We start from the raw sequence: 15,354 nt of genomic DNA, 5'->3' as shown, positions 1-15,354 counted from the left end.
GGACCGATATCACCCATGCGTCTCACGTCCTCCATGTGGGTTTCCGCCTATCTCCGGCGCTGCCAGGGGGAAGGCGCGTTCGGCACGGTGGTTCGCAAGGGCGCGGAGGGCGCCGGTGCGATCTTCCTCAAGATCAACCGGCTTGACCGCACTTGCGATCTCTACGGGCCGGCGCCGCAGGCCATGTCCGATGCGGACGACGAAGGCTGGGGCGGCCGGCGCTTCGAGTGCCTGATGGCAGGTTGTGAGGAGCACGAGGCGGACGCGAGGATCGCGAAAGAGCGTGGATTTGATCCCGATCTCTGGCTGGTGGAGATCGAGGACCGGCAGGGACGGGCCTTCCTGGACTAGCGGCTGGTCACGCGCGTCCGGGAGTGCCGGACCCCGACCGTCTGCGGGCGCGGCGATCCGGCAGGCTGCCTAGGTCGGGAAGCGGGGCGTGGTGAGCTGCTCCAGCATCGGTCGCGCAAAGAAGAACCCCTGGACGAGCCTAACCCCCAGACCCACCACAGCCTCGAATTCGCCGTAGGTCTCCACGCCGCCACAGATCGGCTGAATGCCGAGATCGCGGAGATAGCGGAGCGCGAAGGCCAACACTTTTTGCTTGATGGGATCGGTATCGACATTGCGCACCATCGCCATGTCGAGCTTGACGAAGTTGGGTTGAAAGCGCGGCAGCAGCTTGAGGCTCGCCTCCGTCGGACCGAAATTGTCGAGCGCGGTCCGGAAGCCCAGCGCCCGATATCCCTCGAAAACGTTGATCGTGTGCTCGACGTCGAGCCAGTGGGTGTCGCGGCATTCGAAGATGATGCGATTCAGCTCCAGGGAAGACGCCTCGGCATCGGCCAACACTTTGGCCAGGCTGTCGGCGAATTCACCGGTCACGCAGGGAATGAAGTTGATCGCGAGGCTGGACCCGGTGTCCGCCAGCCGCAATTGCTGGGCTAGTTCGAACGCGGTCTTGCGGCACTGCTGATCGAAATCGGAGCCAAGTCCGGGACTGACACTCAGAAGAACCGAGGCCGCCGACTCGCCATGCACGCCGCGCACCAGCGCCTCGTGGGCAAACACGCTCTTGTCAATCACGTCGACGATGGGTTGAAAGGCCATCGTCAGGCCCGATTGAAACGCTAAGCCCATGCTGACGCTACTTTGAAAATCGTCCTCTTCCCAGGTCACAGGCTTAAATTCCGTTTTTGAGAAAGTCTAGCGAAGGTGGTCGTATCCTCATGTGCTCGAACGAGTGCATCACTGCCGGATCGAAAGATGGATCGACGAGAAACAAACCGATCAAACACCCTGTTGCTTGCGGCTGGCTTGCAGAGCGCGGCCTTGGAAACTGCGACCGGGCATGAAGACGTGCAAAGCGAGCGTCCGTTCTGGGAGACGAAGACGCTCGACCAGATGACCGCGCAGGAATGGGAATCGCTCTGCGACGGCTGCGCGCGCTGCTGCCTCAACAAGCTGGAGGACTGGGACAGCGGCGAGATCTACTGGACCAACGTCGCCTGCCGTCTGCTGGACGACGGCACCTGCCGCTGCCGCGACTACGAGAACCGAACCGAAACCGTGCCGGACTGCATCCCGCTCGATCCCGAGGCGATCCGCGAACTCACCTGGCTGCCGCCCACGTGCGGCTACCGGCTGGTGGGCGAGGGCAAGCCGCTCTACTGGTGGCATCCGCTCGTGTCCGGCGATCCGGAAACGGTTCACCAGGCCGGCATCTCGGTGCGCGGTCGCACGGTGTCGGAGGACGGGCTGGAGCTGGAGGACCTGGAGAAGTTCCTCGTCGCCTGGCCGGGCGAGGACTGACGCGGGCGTTTCAGCGCAGACGCGTCGCGCCCATGGGCACCGGCCGGTCGACCACTTCCCGCAGAGCGAAACTGGACTGGATGCGGGCCACATGCGGCAGCCGGGACAACTGGCTTTTGTGGATGTGCTCGTAGTCCTCGATGTCGCGTGCCATCACGATGACGAGATAGTCGTCGCCGCCAGCCATCAGGAAACAGCGCACCACCGACGGGCAGGTGACGATCGCTGCCTCGAAGGCCGACAGCGCGTCCTCCGACTGGCTGTCGAGGGTGATGCGGACGATCACGGTGGCCGCCAGACCCAGCTCGCGGACGCCGAGAACGGCCCTGTATCCGGCGATCACGCCGGCATCCTCCAGTGTTCGCTGCCGCCGCGCGACGGCGGTGGGAGAGAGGCCGACACGTTCCGCCAGCTCGACATGGCTGGCCCGCCCGGCCTGCGCCAGGGCGTCGATCAGCTTGAGGTCGAGCCGGTCCAGAGACATGCGTCGGTGGAATCCTTCACTTCGCTCCAGTTTCGCGACGCTATCATGCGATAATCACGGGCGCGAGCCTGTAGAAAGCTCGGATCGACACGCTGGAACTCACTATCTCTCTTCCATCGCAGGACAACCGCGAGAACAGGGGAGAGCGTCATGCGTGTGGGTGTGCCGAAGGAAATCAAGCCGCAGGAATATCGCGTCGGCCTGACGCCGTCGTCCGTGCGGGAGTACGTGGCGGCGGGACACGAGGTGATCGTCGAGGCGGGAGCCGGCGACGGCATCCACGCCGAGGATGCGGCCTACGAAGCGACCGGAGCCCGGATCGTTCCCGACGCCGATACCGTTTTCGCCGAGGCGGACATGATCGTGAAGGTGAAGGAGCCGCAGCCGGTCGAATGGGCCAAGCTGCGGGGCGACCAGATCCTCTACACCTATCTTCATCTTGCGCCCGATCCGGAGCAGACCAAGGGGCTGATCGCCTCCGGCGTGTCGGCCATCGCGTATGAGACGGTGACGGACCGCACCGGTGGCCAGCCGCTCCTGGCGCCGATGAGCGAGGTCGCGGGTCGGCTGTCCATCGAGGCGGCATGTTCGTCGCTTCGCCGCAACAAGGGCGGCCGTGGTCTTCTCATGGGCGGTGTGCCCGGCGTTGCGCCGGCCCGCGTGGTGGTGATCGGCGGCGGTGTCGTCGGCACCCATGCCGCGCGCATGGCGGTGGGGCTCGGTGCGGAGGTGACCATTCTCGACCGGTCGCTGCCGCGTCTCCGCTTCCTCGATGAGTTGTTCCAGGGACGCGTGCGCACGGTCTATTCCACCACGGATGCGCTGGAGAGCGAGGTGATCGCGGCCGACGTGGTGATCGGTGCCGTTCTCGTTCCCGGCGCCGCCGCTCCGAAACTCGTCACCCGGGCGATGCTCAAGGGGATGAAGAAGGGCTCGGTGATCGTCGACGTGGCAATCGACCAGGGCGGCTGCTTCGAAACCTCGCACGCCACCACCCACGAGGACCCGACCTACGAGGTCGAGGGCGTCATCCACTATTGCGTGGCGAACATGCCTGGCGCCGTGCCGATGACCTCGGCCTCCGCCCTCAACCACGCGACGTTGCCATTCGGGCTGGCACTCGCCAACAAGGGCCTCGCTGCCCTTCTTGACGACCCGCACCTGCTTGCCGGCCTGAACGTGCATCGCGGACAGGTCACCAACCGGGCGGTCGCGGCCAGCCTGGATCTTCCCTACGTGGCGCCCGAGGACGCCCTCGCCGCTGACGGGATCGGCAAGGCCGCGTAAGCGTCGCACGCCGGCTGGAAACGGTCGTCCAAACTGCCAAGAGGGAGGGGCCTGCGCCCCTCCCTTTTTTGTTGCACTATGTCGAGACTGGTTTTCGATCTTTGCAGAGGAGCTTCGACTCAGCATGGTATTCCGAGCGCTTCTGATTGCTGCTGTTTTTGCGACGCCAGTTCAGGCAACTGAAATTTTTGGAAGTTTCACGGTCGGACCAAACTGTCAGGGCGAGCGGATCGATATCTCCGAGGAGGATGTTCGGATCGCGGATACTTTTTGTTCGGTTGCTGAGATTGGTCAGAACAGTCTTGGGAATTTTACTGTTAGGGTAGTTAAATGCACTGATGAAGGTCAGCCATCAGGCGAGGGGACGCTCCATGGCCTTGTTAGAGGTGGTGAGCCAGTCGGACTTTCTTGGAACGGTCCGATTATTCCGCTGTACCGGTGCGCTGAGTGAGACTGAGTGAGCAGCTCGTGGTAATTGGACCGGCGGAACGGTTCGTGCGATTGCTTGCAGCCAGTTCTGCGCGGCCCGATCGAGGCCGACCTCAGCGACCCGGATGCCCATGAGTTCCACAGAAGACGCGCCTGGGCGCGCTCCCTTCGACCCGGCTGCCCACGGCTGGGAGCCCTACTCGGACGATGGCTTTATCGGCCTGGTGGGGCCGCTGTGGACCCGACCGGGAGATCCGGCGCCGGACTATGCCTTCCTCGCTGCCGACAAGCACCACAACCGGCGCGGCGTCGTGCAGGGCGGCATGCTGATGACCTTCGCCGACCGGGCGATGGGCATGACCTGCTGGTACAACAACGACCGCAAGCCTCAGGCGACCATCCAGCTCAACGTCCACTTCGTCGATGCCGTGCAGGTCGGCGAGTTCGTCGAGGCGCACTGCCAGGTGGTGCGGCGGACGAAGTCGCTCATCTTCATGCGCGGCACGCTGGTGGTCGGGGATCGCGTCGTGGCCACTCTCGACGGCATATGGAAGGCGGTTGGCAGCGCATCGGGTGTCGCGGCGCCAGCCACCTAGGGCAGGGCGCGATCCGCGCGAGGGTCGCCGGCGTCCGGTGTCGATCAGGCCGGTCGGCTACAGTCAGGCCGGCCGGAATGTCGCCAGCTTGTAGCCGAAGCCGAGGAAAACGGTCCCGGTGACGCCCTTGATCCAGCGCTGGACGCGCTGGCCCCTGGCCACCACCGACAGTCTTGAGAACAGCATCACGATGGCGCTGAACCAGACGACGTTGATCATGGAATGCACGAAGACGAGTACGAAGGCCGACAGGCCCGAGTGATCGTTCAGCGGCATGAAGTGGGGAAACACCGCCAGGTAGAACATCGAGACCTTGGGGTTCAGGCCGTTGGTCAGCAGGCCTTCGACAAACGCCTTGCGCAGGGTGCGCTGGCGCCGTGCAGGCGCTACGTCGTTCGGGAGTTCCACGCCGCGGACGGCGGCGACGATCGCCTTGAGGCCGACCCAGCACAGATAGGCGGCGCCCAGATACTTGACGATCGTGAACGCGGTGGCGGACTGCACGAGAAGGATCGAGATGCCCAGCACCGACAGGGCGCCGTGCACATAGAACGCGGCGAAGAAGCCGGCGATGGTGGCGAACCCGGCGGCGCGGCCGGAGGTGGGCACGGTCCTGGCGATCAACACGCCGTTGGGCCCCGGCGATGTCACGAGCAGCGCCGCGGCGACCCCGAAGGCGAGAATTTCCGACCAGCCCATCGCGTTGCGCTCCCTCGTCCAGTGCCGGCGCCGTCTGTCGGCACGGCTCCACTATCGCACGGAGCGCAGGCGCCGCGAACGGACGCTCGCGCATGGCCGGGCGGATACGCGCCCCGTTGGGCGCATGGCCTCACCAGGCCGCGCGGTAGATCGCCTGCGCATCGGCTCGAGTGACAGGGCGCGGATTGTTCACCAGAAGCCGCGTCTGCTTCATGGCGTCGTCGGCCATCATCTCCAGCGCCTCTTCGGGAATGTCGACGTCGCGCAGCCGGGGCGGCAGGCCGCAGCGGATCGACAGCGCCTGCAGCTCGTCGGCGAAGGCCGCGGCGCGGCCCTGGGTGCCGATCTCGGCAAGCTTCGGGAAGACCAGCGGCGCGATGCCGGCATAGGCCGCTCCGGCCGTCTCGGCGTTGAAGCGCAGGACGTGCGGCAGCACCAGCGCGTTCGAAAGGCCGTGCGGAATGTGGAAGTGGCCGCCGATCGGGTAGGCCAGCGCGTGCACGGCGGCGACCGGAGAATTGGCGAAGGCCTGGCCGGCGAGCATGGAGCCGAGCAGCATGTCGGCGCGGGCGCCGGCGTCGGAACCGGTGTGGACAGCGCGCTCGAGGGCGCCGCCCATCAGCCGCAGCGCCTCGCAGGCGAGCGCCCGGGACACGGGGTTGTTGTTGGCGCTCGCCGAGGCATGGGCCTCGATGGCGTGAACCATGGCATCCACGCCGGTCGCGGCCGTGACGGCCGGGGGCAGCCCGTAGGTCAGTTCTGGGTCCAGCAGCGCCACGTCGGGCACGAGCAGAGGCGAAACCACGCCCAACTTTTCGCTGGTTCCGGTCGTGACGATGGAGATCGGGGTGACCTCTGAGCCGGTGCCGGCCGTGGTCGGGACCAGCATCAGCGGCAGGCGCGGGCCTTTCGCGTTCCCGATGCCGTAGGCCTCTGAGAGGGGCTCGCCGCTTCGGGCGAGCAGCGCCACCAGCTTGGCCGTGTCCAGCGACGAGCCGCCGCCGAACCCGATCACGGCATCCGCACCATGGGCGCGGGCCGCTTCCGTCGCCGCCTGCACCACGGGCTCCGGCGGATCGGCAACCACGTCGGAAAAAATCGTCACCTCGATGCTGGCGGCGGTCAGCGACGCCGCGCAGGAATCGACCAGCCCAACGGTGATCAGCCCCGGATCGGTCACCAGCAACAGGCGCCGCCAGCCGCGCGCTTCCGCAAGCGTGCCGATTTCGGCTGCCTTGCCTGCGCCAAAGACGATCGACCCGACCGTGTTGAAGATGAATGGCGCCGTCATGCTGTTTCCCCACCCGTGCCTGCCGGTTCCCCGATGTCCGGCTTTGCGCGGAGTGTATGGCCAGAACACTGCGGGTATCCAGATGAGAGGGCCCGACGGCTCAGCTTTTCGGGCCATCCGGCAGCCGACATGACCGGCGCAGGCGACCCGGACCGCACCGACAGTGAGCCGGCCGGCGGGAGCCGATTGCCCCCGCCGGTCTGTCGTTCCGCTACTGGGAAGCGAGCACGCCGATCATGTCGTTGACCGCTTTACCCATGCTCATTGCTGCGGCGAAGTCGTAGGTGTTGATGCCCACGAACATTCCGACATCGTGGGCCGGGGCGAACGCCATGTAGACGAACACGCCTTGGGCACCACCGGCCTTCTGAAGGATGGTCGGCCGGTCTGCGGTGCGCTCCATCACGATCCAGCCGAGGCCGACAGCGTCCATTTCGCCGGACTCGTCATAGCCCGCAGCAACCTCGAGCGCGTCGCGCGGGACATAGGCTGCGTGATCGAGAAGCCGCATCTCCGCGTCTTCCGGCGAGAACCGGTCCAGATGCCACTGCATCCAGCGGAGGATGTCGTTGGCGGTTGAGTAAAGCCCGCCCGAACCTTGGGCCAGCTTGCCCGTCGGAATGTCGGGAAGCGGCTCTCCGCCGAATCCATGACCCTGCATGGCGGTAGAGATGTCGTCCGGCAGCGCGAAGCCGGTGTCGGTAAGGCCGGCCGGATCGAGCACGCGCTCCTTCAGGAGTTCCTCGAAGGGTTTGCCACCGGCATTTTCCAGCGCCGCAGCCAGGAGGTCGTAGGCGAAGTTGGAGTAGAGCCCGCTCGTCCCCGGCGCGAACAGCAGTGGCTCGTTCTCCAGACTCGCGATCATCGCTTCCGGGGTTATCGTGGCGTGCGGGTTATCGGCCGGCCCATCTTCGCGCGGCACCTCGCGCGGCAGGCCGCTCGTGTGGGTGGCGATATCGATGAGGCGGATTTCCTTGCCGTCGTGCGAGGGCACGGTGACGTCCCAGTCGAGGTGCGACTGCAGCGTATCCGTCAGCTTCACCGTGCCGTCGGCGGTCATGCTGGCGAGCAGCGCGCCCGTGAAAACCTTTGAAATGGAGCCGATCCGCAGCGGCGTGTCGCCGGTTGGCTCCATGCCGCTGCCCTCGCGGAGTTCGCCGAAGCCGGCCACGGCCGTTTCGCCATTGCGCACGGCGCCAAGAACGAGGCCGGGAACGCCCATTTCCAGGTACATCACCGCGCCGGTGAAATCGACGATCTCCGACAGGAACGGGTCCTCGGCTTTTGCCGGAGCCGATGCTGCCAGCATTGCAGCGGCTGTTGCCCAGATTAACGGTTTCATCGCGATGCACATCCTCTCTGCGCTGGCCCGGGCGACTGTCGGTGTTATGAAGAGAAGGCTTCGGTCAGCCGTATTCGGGCGAGGTCTGAAAGGACTTGGTGGGATCAGGTTTCGGCAGTCAAGGAAGACACGTTGATTAGTCGTTCTTTTCCATTCATTTCCAAGTTTGGATGTTTCGAATCGCCGCGGCGCAACGACAATGTGCCGGCGATACAGCGTGGATTGCAGAAAGATTGGATTCGCACCGTGACCGGACAGACGGATTCTAGGGGACGGCTCCTGGCTGCTGTCGGTCTCTCCGTCGTTGCCCTGGCCGGTGCCACTCCCGCCGACGCGCAGGTCGCGGCCGAGATCGAGCGGGCCCTCAGCACGCCCAACACCGTAATCGAACGGTTTACCCCTGCGCCTAAGCGCGGCTCGTTCAATGCCGTCGTGCGGGACGAACGCCAGCTGGTTCCCATCGAAAAGGCTCGGCAGATCCGGTTTACGCTTCGCTCGGTCACGGTGGAGGGGGCATTTATCCTCACGCCCGAGCAACTCGCCGCGACCTGGAGCGATCAACTCGGCGACATTGTCAGCCTTGCCGACCTCTATGACATTGCCGATGCGATGGAGGCGATGTTCCTCGACGCCGGCTATTACGCCCAGGTGGTGGTGCCGGAGCAGGAGCTGTCATCCGGCAACATTCGCATCTTCATCTACGAATCCTACATTCGTGACCTGACAGTTCGGTCCGACGTTCCGGGCATGCGGGAGCGGCTGGCGCCCTATATCGACCGGATCACGGCCATGCGGCCGATCCGCGTCAAGGACCTGGAACGCCAGCTTCTTCTGATGAGCGACCTTGCCGGCATCACCATCAACGGCGTCGTGACGCGGCCGAAGGAAGCCAACGGCGGCGGCAGCCTGGACCTGGAAATCACCTTCACGCGGGCGTCGGGCAAGATCACGCTCGATAACCTTGGCGACGACAGTGCCGGGCCGCTGGAACTATCCGGGCAACTGACGTTCAACGACGTCTTCGGGCTCTTCGAGTCGACTAACATGGTTGGGCTCACCATTCCCGACCAGCCGAAGGAGCTGCTTTTCTTCCAGATCGGACAGGACATCCCGGTCGGTACCCACGGCCTGCACGTGGGCTATACGCTGACGGCCCTGACGTCAGAGCCCAACGATCCGCAGCCGATCGACATCGATGTCGGGGTCACCCAGTTGTCCCTGTTCGGGCGCTACCCGCTGATACGAACCATCGACCGCAGCCTGTTTGCCGGGGTGGGCTTCGAGGCGCGCGACAACGACGTCGATATCATGGGGCAGCCAATCCTGCGCAGCCGTGCCCGCTGGATCTCGGCTTCGCTCGATCTGGAGCAGGCGCTGCCGCGTGGTGTTGCCAAGGTCGGAGCCGCGTTCAACCAGGGTATAAACGGTCTTGGTTCCGATGGCGGCAATGATCCGCTTTCCGGTCGTCCCGGTGTACCCCAGGACTACCGGTTCGTGTCCGGTACTCTCGACGTGTCCCAGGCGCTCTGGGAGCGTGCGGCGCTCAGGCTGCGGGGATTGGGCCAGTACACCGCCGATCCGCTGCCGGCGGCTGCCCAGATGAGTCTCGGCGGTGATCCCTTCGGTCAGGCATTCGACGGCTCGAGCCTTTCCGGCGACAGCGGAGTGGCTGGCATCGTGGAGATCAACCAGGGGGTCGATCTCAAGGTCGACTGGATCGACAGCTCCGCGCTTTTCGTCTTCGCCGACTACGGCCAACTCTGGAACCACGACGTGGCGGTGGACTACACGGAGGCGGATCTGGGATCGGCCGGGTTCGGCGTGCGAGGACGGGTGGGGGATACGCTGCAAGGGCAACTCCTGCTCGCCATCCCCTGGAAGGTCGATGACGACATTGACGACCCGGGCACGCGCGTCTTCTTCAAGCTTGCCGCGGACTTCTGACCGTCAAACCGGGGCTTCGGACGCGCACGTGCAAAGTCCGCCTTCCAGTCTTTTCCAATGTCTCCGATTGGGGGGCGGAAAGGGCAGCGCTAGGGTTCGCTCACACTGGGGCGGCGGGATGCCACGCGACGGTGCGTCAGGACAACGAAGGAGTAGCGCCATGCGGATCGATCGGCTTGGAGTGACGATTGCGGGGGGCGTCCTGCTGGCCACCGGACTGCTTTCGGGCGGATTTTCCGGCTCGCGCGCGATGGCGGAGGATCTTCTGCCACCTCCCATGCAGCCGGGAACGGTCATCTCGGAGGGGCAGATCGAGGATGCGATCGCCGCAGTCGACGGGATAGCCCAGGACATCATGCGCCGGTCCGGCATTCCCGGCATGGCGGTGGTGGTCGTCCGGGATGGGGAGACCGTGTTCGCCAAGGGCTACGGCGTGCGCAAGGTCGGCGAGGAAGCGGCGGTCGATGCCGACACCGTCTTCCAGCTCGCCTCGCTCTCCAAGTCGGTCAGCGGCACGGTGGTGGCGCACGCGGTCGGCGAGGGCCTGGTCACCTGGGACACCCCGCTGGTCGAACACCTGCCCTGGTTCGAGCTTTCCGAGCCGTGGGTCGGCGACCACGTCACGATCGGTGACATGTTCTCTCACCGCTCGGGCCTGCCGGCCCATGCCGGCGACCATCTTGAGGATATCGGCTTCGATCGCCAGGAAATCCTGGAACGGCTGCGCTTCGTGCCGCTCAACAGCTTCCGCAACACCTACGCCTATACCAATTTCGGCCTGACCGCTGGCGGCGAGGCGGTTGCGGCGGCGGCAGGCACGGACTGGGCGAGCCTGGCGGAGGAGACGGTCTTCAAGCCGCTGGGCATGAACGCGACCAGCTACCGGTTCGACGATTTCGTCGCGCGTGAGAACCGCGCCCTCGGCCATTCCAAGGTCGGTGACGCGTGGCAGCCAAAGTATGTGCGTCAGCCCGACGCCCAGGCCCCGGCCGGCGGCGTCAGCGCATCGGCCAACGACTTCGGTAAATGGCTCGCGATGGTCGTGGCGGAAGGCGGCGATCTCATCCCGCAGGAGGCGCTTCTGCCGGCGATCCAGTCGCAGATGATCTCGGGGGCCATGCCGTCGCCCGCGGCCCGTCCGGGCCTCTACGGCTTCGGGTTCGGCACCGGTGTCGACGCCTCCGGCCGGGTCTCGATCAGCCACTCCGGGGCCTTCGCCATGGGGACCGGCACCCACTTCGCGCTGCTGCCGCTGGACGGCGTGGCCATCGGCGTTCTCACGAACGCCTCGCCGGTCGGGGCGGCGGAGGCCGTCGGCCACACGTTCATCGATCTGGTCGAGTTCGGTGAGCAGGAGAGGGACTGGTACGCGGCTTATGCTCCGCGGATGGAAGCGCTTTCCGCGCCGGTGGGTGAGCTTGTCGGTGCAACGCCGCCGACCGACCCGAGCGGGCCGGGCATGGACGATCAGCTGCTCGGCACCTTCGAGAACGACTATTACGGGCCCATCGAGATCGCCGATGACGGCAACAGCCTTGTGGTCAAGCTCGGCCCGAAGCCGATGGTCTATCCGCTGACCCACTGGGATGGACGCACCTACGTCTTCGAGCCGCGCGACGAGAACAATCCCGACGGATCGATCTCCAAGCTCACCTTCTCACCGGCGGAGCCTCGCGCGTTGGCGACCGAGGTCACCGTCGAGTTTCTGAACAGCAACGGTCTGGGAACCTTCACGCGGAACTGAACCGGTCCGGCTGCGCACGCGCCCGGCCGGAAGGTGCCCGAGGCTTCCCATCCATGGGCGACGGGACCGGCCCGACGTCCGGTGCCCCCGCAGTTGGAGACGATGTCATGACGGTCGAACTTGCAGCGAACTGGATCGGGCGGAGCGTGGTAGCCGCCGGCTGTGTCGCCGGGCTCCTGGCGCTGGCACCCGCGACGCCGGCGCGGGCCTTCAATGTCGGTCCCCCGGATACCAGCTCGATCGGCACCATCACCGACGAGCAGATCGACACGGCCATCGGCCGGCTGGACGAGATCGTTGCCGATGTCATGGAGCGATCCGGCGTGCCGGGCATCGCCGTGGCGGTCGTCCGGGACGGAGCGACGGTCTTCGCCAAGGGATACGGGGTGCGCCGCGCGGACGGCACCGCGCCGGTCGATGCCGATACGGTGTTCCAGCTCGCCTCGATATCAAAGTCGATCAGTGCAAGCGTGGTGGCGCACGAGATCGGCGAGGGGCGGGTGGCCTGGGACACTCCCATCGTCGAGCATCTGCCCTGGTTCGAGCTCTCCAGCCCGTCCGTCACGGCCGATGTCACCGTCGGCGACATGTTCGCCCATCGCTCCGGCCTTCCCGGACAGGCTGGCGATCTGCTGGAATCGATCGGCTTCGATCGGCGCGAGATTATCGAACGGCTTCGGCTGCTGCCGCTGTCCAGCTTCCGGGACACCTATGCCTATGCCAATTTCGGACTGACGACGGGTGGCGAGGCGGTCGCCGAAGCGGCCGGCATGGAGTGGGCCAATCTGGCAGAGGCGGTGATCTTCGAGCCGCTCGGCATGACGTCCACGAGCGCCCGGTTCGCCGATTTCGAGGCTCGCGAAAACCGGGCTGATGGTCACATCCTGCTCGATGGCGCCTATCGGCCCGAGCTTGTCCGCCATCCGGATCCCCAGGCGCCGGCCGGAGGCGTGTCGTCGTCCGTCAATGATATGGCGCGGTGGATGGCAATGCTCCTCCAGGGCGGGGAGTTTGACGGACGGCAGATCGTTGCGTCCGAGCCGCTGACCCAAGCCATGCAGCCCCAGATCGTCAGCGCGCCGGCTCCCACCATCGAGGGCCGGCCGCGCTTCTACGGCTTCGGCTTCAGCCAGTCGATCTCGTCGAGCGGGCGAATTCTGATCGGCCATTCCGGCGCTTTTTCCACAGGGGCGGGTACTACCTTCTCGATCATTCCGTCGGCCAATGTCGGCATCGTCGTGCTCGCCAACACCGCGCCCAACGGGGCGTCAGAAGCGGTCGTCCGACAGTTCGAGGACCTGGTTCAGACCGGAGAGGTCGAACGCGACTGGTACGCGCTGTTCAACGGCCTGTTCGATCGGATGCTGAGCCCCGAGGGTTCGCTGGTGGGCGAGGCGCCGCCGTCGGATCCGGCGCCGTCCGCTGGTGCGGCCGTGCTCGCCGGAACCTACAATAACCCCTACTACGGACCTGCGGAGGTCGTGGAAAAGGATGGCGGGCTGGTGCTGACGATCGGTCCGGCCGCGGTCCCGTTCCCCCTCGATCACTGGGAGGGGAATGTCTTCGCGGTCGACCCCGACGTGTACCAGGGACCGCCCGGCTCGCGCTCGCCGGTCGCGTTCACAGTCGAAGACGGGCGCGCGCGGTCGATGACCATCGAGGCCTACGACCGGCTGGGCTTCGGCACCTTCACTCGGAACTGAGCCGGCGGGCCGGCGAGAAATCGGCCAGGGGGCGGAGAAACGGCCATGTCGACTTTCGCTGAAACCGGGCGCACGTCCAGACTGGCACGGTCCGTTGCAATGGGCGCGGTCCTGCTCGCCGTGGCCGTGAGCCCGGCGATCGCCGCGAGCGGAGAGCGGGCCTGCGGCAGCGGCGAAGCCCCCATCGGCGGCAACTGCCGGCCGGTTGCCGAGATCGCCGATGAGGTTCGCGCCATCGTTGAAGAGGGAGTTGCCGACCTGGCCCTCTCGGCCGCGCTGATCGAGGTGCGGATCGGCGACGTCGAGGTGATCAGCGAAGCCTTCGGCACGTCGATGACGGGCATCCCCGCCACCACCGACATGCACTTCCGCAATGGCGCCGTTGCCATCGCCTATCTGTCGACGGTGCTGCTGCGCATGCAGGAAGACGGGCTGCTCACGCTCGAAGACCGGTTGTCCAAGTGGTTCCCGGACTACCCGAAGGCCGACGAGATCACGCTGGAAATGCTGATCACCTCGACGTCGGGCTACGCCGATTACGTGAACCTCGACTACCTGCCGCTCTACGAAGATCCGTTTCGCCAGTTCAGTCCGGACGACCTCATCGCCATCGCGTTCGGCCGGGACATGGCCTGCGATCCGGGCCGCTGCTTCAACTATGCCCACACCAACTTCGTGATCCTCGGCGAAGTGTTGAGCCAGGTCGCAGGCGAGCCGCTCGAGGCGTTGATCGCCGACTATGTTCTCGAACCGCTCGGTCTGGAGAATACGCGGAGCGAGCACACGGCGGTCATCCAGGAGCCAGTGTTGCACGCCTTCACCACCGAGCGCGGCGTGTTCGAGGATTCCACCTACTGGAATCCGTCCTGGACGCTGGCGCGGGGCGCCGTGATGACCACCGACCTGGCCGACCTCATGGCCTCGGCCATTGCAATCGGCACGGGAAGCCTGTTGAGCAATCAGTCGTTTGCCGCTCTGATCGCCCCGGGCAAGGACGACATCCGGCAGCTGGCGGACGGGGTGCATTACGGCATGGGCGTCGTCGTCGTCCACCGATGGATCCTGCAGACGCCATCCTTCGCCGGCTACGCGGCTACCATGGCCTACCATCCAGACAGCAACATCGCCCTCGGGCTCGTCACGACAGACGGGGCTGGCACGCCGGAAGCGCCCCGGCCGACAGACGCGCTCTTCGCTGAGCTCAGCGCCTATCTCGTGCCTGGCGAAGAGACCGGCCTGCGCCAGTAACCTGCGCCGTATTCCCTTATGCAGGGCAAGGAAAAGGCCGCGTCCCGTCTCGGGAACGCGGCCTCCGGGTTGCGAGGATCCCCGGTGCACCGCTTGGCACTCGGGCAGCGCCGCGCCCTTAGTTGTGGTCGTGCGTCTCGTGCCCGTGCGAGCCGTTGCCGTGGCCATTCATCTTCGGGCCGGGCGCGCCGGGAGGCGACACCGCAAGATCGATGTCCACCGAGCCGGCCTTTTCGAAGGTCAGCGTGAGCGGAACGGTCTTGCCGGTAACGATCTGCTCCTTGAGATCCATCAGCATCACGTGGTTGCCGCCAGGCGCGAGCGTTGCCGTGTCACCGGGGCTGATCTCGATGCCGCCCTTGATCTGGCGCATCTTCATCACGCCGTCGTCCATGGTCATGGTGTGCAGTTCGACCCGTCCGGCAACCGGCGAGGCCGCGCCGATCAGAGTGTCGGCCTCGGTCCCCTCGTTGACGATGATCAGGAAGGCGCCGCCAGCGGCCGCGCCCGGCGGCGTTGCCCGGGTCCAGGGATGCTCGATTTCCAGCGCACCGACCTTGTAGTCGTGAGCGTGGGCAGACAACGGGGCAAGGGCGAGGGTGAGAGCTGCGGCAGTGGCCGCCATGAAGGTGCGCATGGGAATCTCCTCTGAGCGCTGAATGGCATTCGGCCACCACGCGGAGTGCGGACAGCCGATCGGTGTCAGGCAGGCGCAGCAAAGCGAGGAGGAGCACGGGCTTCCGGGATCAGGCGCGAAAGGCGCGGAATGGCGCGG

At 65.8% G+C, this 15,354-nt stretch carries 14 protein-coding genes; 8 read left to right on the top strand and 6 right to left on the bottom strand.

The genetic code is table 11. The features are described 5' to 3' along the window. Positions 1–15: 15 nt before the first annotated feature. Positions 16–351 carry a DUF1491 family protein gene (locus tag C507_RS0104925; protein ID WP_018698553.1) on the top strand — a complete coding sequence of 112 codons (336 nt, stop codon included), beginning with the start codon at positions 16–18 and terminating at the stop codon, positions 349–351. A 69-nt stretch (positions 352–420) separates the two neighbouring features. On the opposite strand, the gene C507_RS0104920 is transcribed toward C507_RS0104925, so the two are convergent. Beyond that, on the bottom strand, positions 421–1,179 hold the full coding sequence (locus tag C507_RS0104920) for an EAL domain-containing protein (RefSeq protein WP_156829164.1): 759 nt from the start codon (positions 1,177–1,179) through the stop codon (positions 421–423). Positions 1,180–1,332: 153 nt separating this feature from the next. Here C507_RS0104920 and C507_RS0104915 point away from each other — a divergent pair, with 153 nt between their 5' ends. Continuing rightward, on the top strand, positions 1,333–1,812 hold the full coding sequence (locus tag C507_RS0104915; RefSeq protein WP_018698551.1) for a YcgN family cysteine cluster protein: 480 nt from the start codon (positions 1,333–1,335) through the stop codon (positions 1,810–1,812). Positions 1,813–1,822: 10 nt separating this feature from the next. On the opposite strand, the gene C507_RS0104910 is transcribed toward C507_RS0104915, so the two are convergent. Beyond that, positions 1,823–2,296, bottom strand: a complete 474-nt coding sequence (locus C507_RS0104910) for an Lrp/AsnC family transcriptional regulator (RefSeq protein ID WP_018698550.1) — start codon at positions 2,294–2,296, stop codon at positions 1,823–1,825. A gap of 150 nt (positions 2,297–2,446) precedes the next feature. Between C507_RS0104910 and ald the strand changes: the two genes are divergently transcribed. Next, positions 2,447–3,583 (top strand): alanine dehydrogenase, encoded by a 1,137-nt coding sequence (ald, locus tag C507_RS0104905; RefSeq protein WP_018698549.1) that lies wholly within the window; start codon positions 2,447–2,449, stop codon positions 3,581–3,583. A 560-nt stretch (positions 3,584–4,143) separates the two neighbouring features. After that, complete coding sequence (locus C507_RS0104900) at positions 4,144–4,608, top strand: PaaI family thioesterase (protein WP_018698548.1); 465 nt, start codon at positions 4,144–4,146, stop codon at positions 4,606–4,608. A 63-nt stretch (positions 4,609–4,671) separates the two neighbouring features. On the opposite strand, the gene C507_RS0104895 is transcribed toward C507_RS0104900, so the two are convergent. The 3 genes from C507_RS0104895 to ampH all read right to left on the bottom strand — a co-directional run bounded on the left by C507_RS0104895 (position 4,672) and on the right by ampH (position 7,940). Beyond that, positions 4,672–5,307 carry a LysE family translocator gene (locus C507_RS0104895; RefSeq protein ID WP_018698547.1) on the bottom strand — a complete coding sequence of 212 codons (636 nt, stop codon included), beginning with the start codon at positions 5,305–5,307 and terminating at the stop codon, positions 4,672–4,674. A 130-nt stretch (positions 5,308–5,437) separates the two neighbouring features. Continuing rightward, positions 5,438–6,598 carry an iron-containing alcohol dehydrogenase gene (locus C507_RS0104890; protein ID WP_018698546.1) on the bottom strand — a complete coding sequence of 387 codons (1,161 nt, stop codon included), beginning with the start codon at positions 6,596–6,598 and terminating at the stop codon, positions 5,438–5,440. Positions 6,599–6,809: 211 nt separating this feature from the next. Beyond that, the gene (gene ampH, locus C507_RS0104885) at positions 6,810–7,940 is read right to left on the bottom strand and encodes a D-alanyl-D-alanine-carboxypeptidase/endopeptidase AmpH (RefSeq protein WP_026318856.1); all 1,131 of its coding nucleotides are present in this window, start codon (positions 7,938–7,940) and stop codon (positions 6,810–6,812) included. A gap of 246 nt (positions 7,941–8,186) precedes the next feature. On the opposite strand from ampH, the gene C507_RS0104880 reads away from it, so the two are divergent. From C507_RS0104880 to C507_RS0104865, 4 genes are all read left to right on the top strand, one after another. After that, entirely contained in the window at positions 8,187–9,884 is a 1,698-nt protein-coding gene (locus C507_RS0104880; protein ID WP_018698544.1) for a ShlB/FhaC/HecB family hemolysin secretion/activation protein, read from the top strand. Positions 9,885–10,044: 160 nt separating this feature from the next. Continuing rightward, a complete protein-coding gene (locus C507_RS0104875; protein WP_018698543.1) occupies positions 10,045–11,628 on the top strand; it encodes a serine hydrolase in 1,584 nt (527 codons plus the stop codon). A 107-nt stretch (positions 11,629–11,735) separates the two neighbouring features. Then, on the top strand, positions 11,736–13,331 hold the full coding sequence (locus tag C507_RS0104870) for a serine hydrolase (protein ID WP_018698542.1): 1,596 nt from the start codon (positions 11,736–11,738) through the stop codon (positions 13,329–13,331). Positions 13,332–13,376: 45 nt separating this feature from the next. Beyond that, positions 13,377–14,579: a serine hydrolase domain-containing protein gene (locus C507_RS0104865; RefSeq protein WP_083923368.1), complete on the top strand. Its 1,203-nt coding sequence runs from the start codon at positions 13,377–13,379 to the stop codon at positions 14,577–14,579. A gap of 118 nt (positions 14,580–14,697) precedes the next feature. Here C507_RS0104865 and C507_RS0104860 read toward each other — a convergent pair whose 3' ends face one another. Continuing rightward, the gene (locus C507_RS0104860) at positions 14,698–15,216 is read right to left on the bottom strand and encodes a copper chaperone PCu(A)C (RefSeq protein WP_018698540.1); all 519 of its coding nucleotides are present in this window, start codon (positions 15,214–15,216) and stop codon (positions 14,698–14,700) included. Positions 15,217–15,354: the final 138 nt, after the last annotated feature.

The sequence above is a fragment of the Amorphus coralli DSM 19760 genome (assembly GCF_000374525.1).
Taxonomy (GTDB): Bacteria; Pseudomonadota; Alphaproteobacteria; order Rhizobiales; family Amorphaceae; genus Amorphus; species Amorphus coralli.
This window is presented reverse-complemented; position numbering and strand designations above follow the sequence as displayed.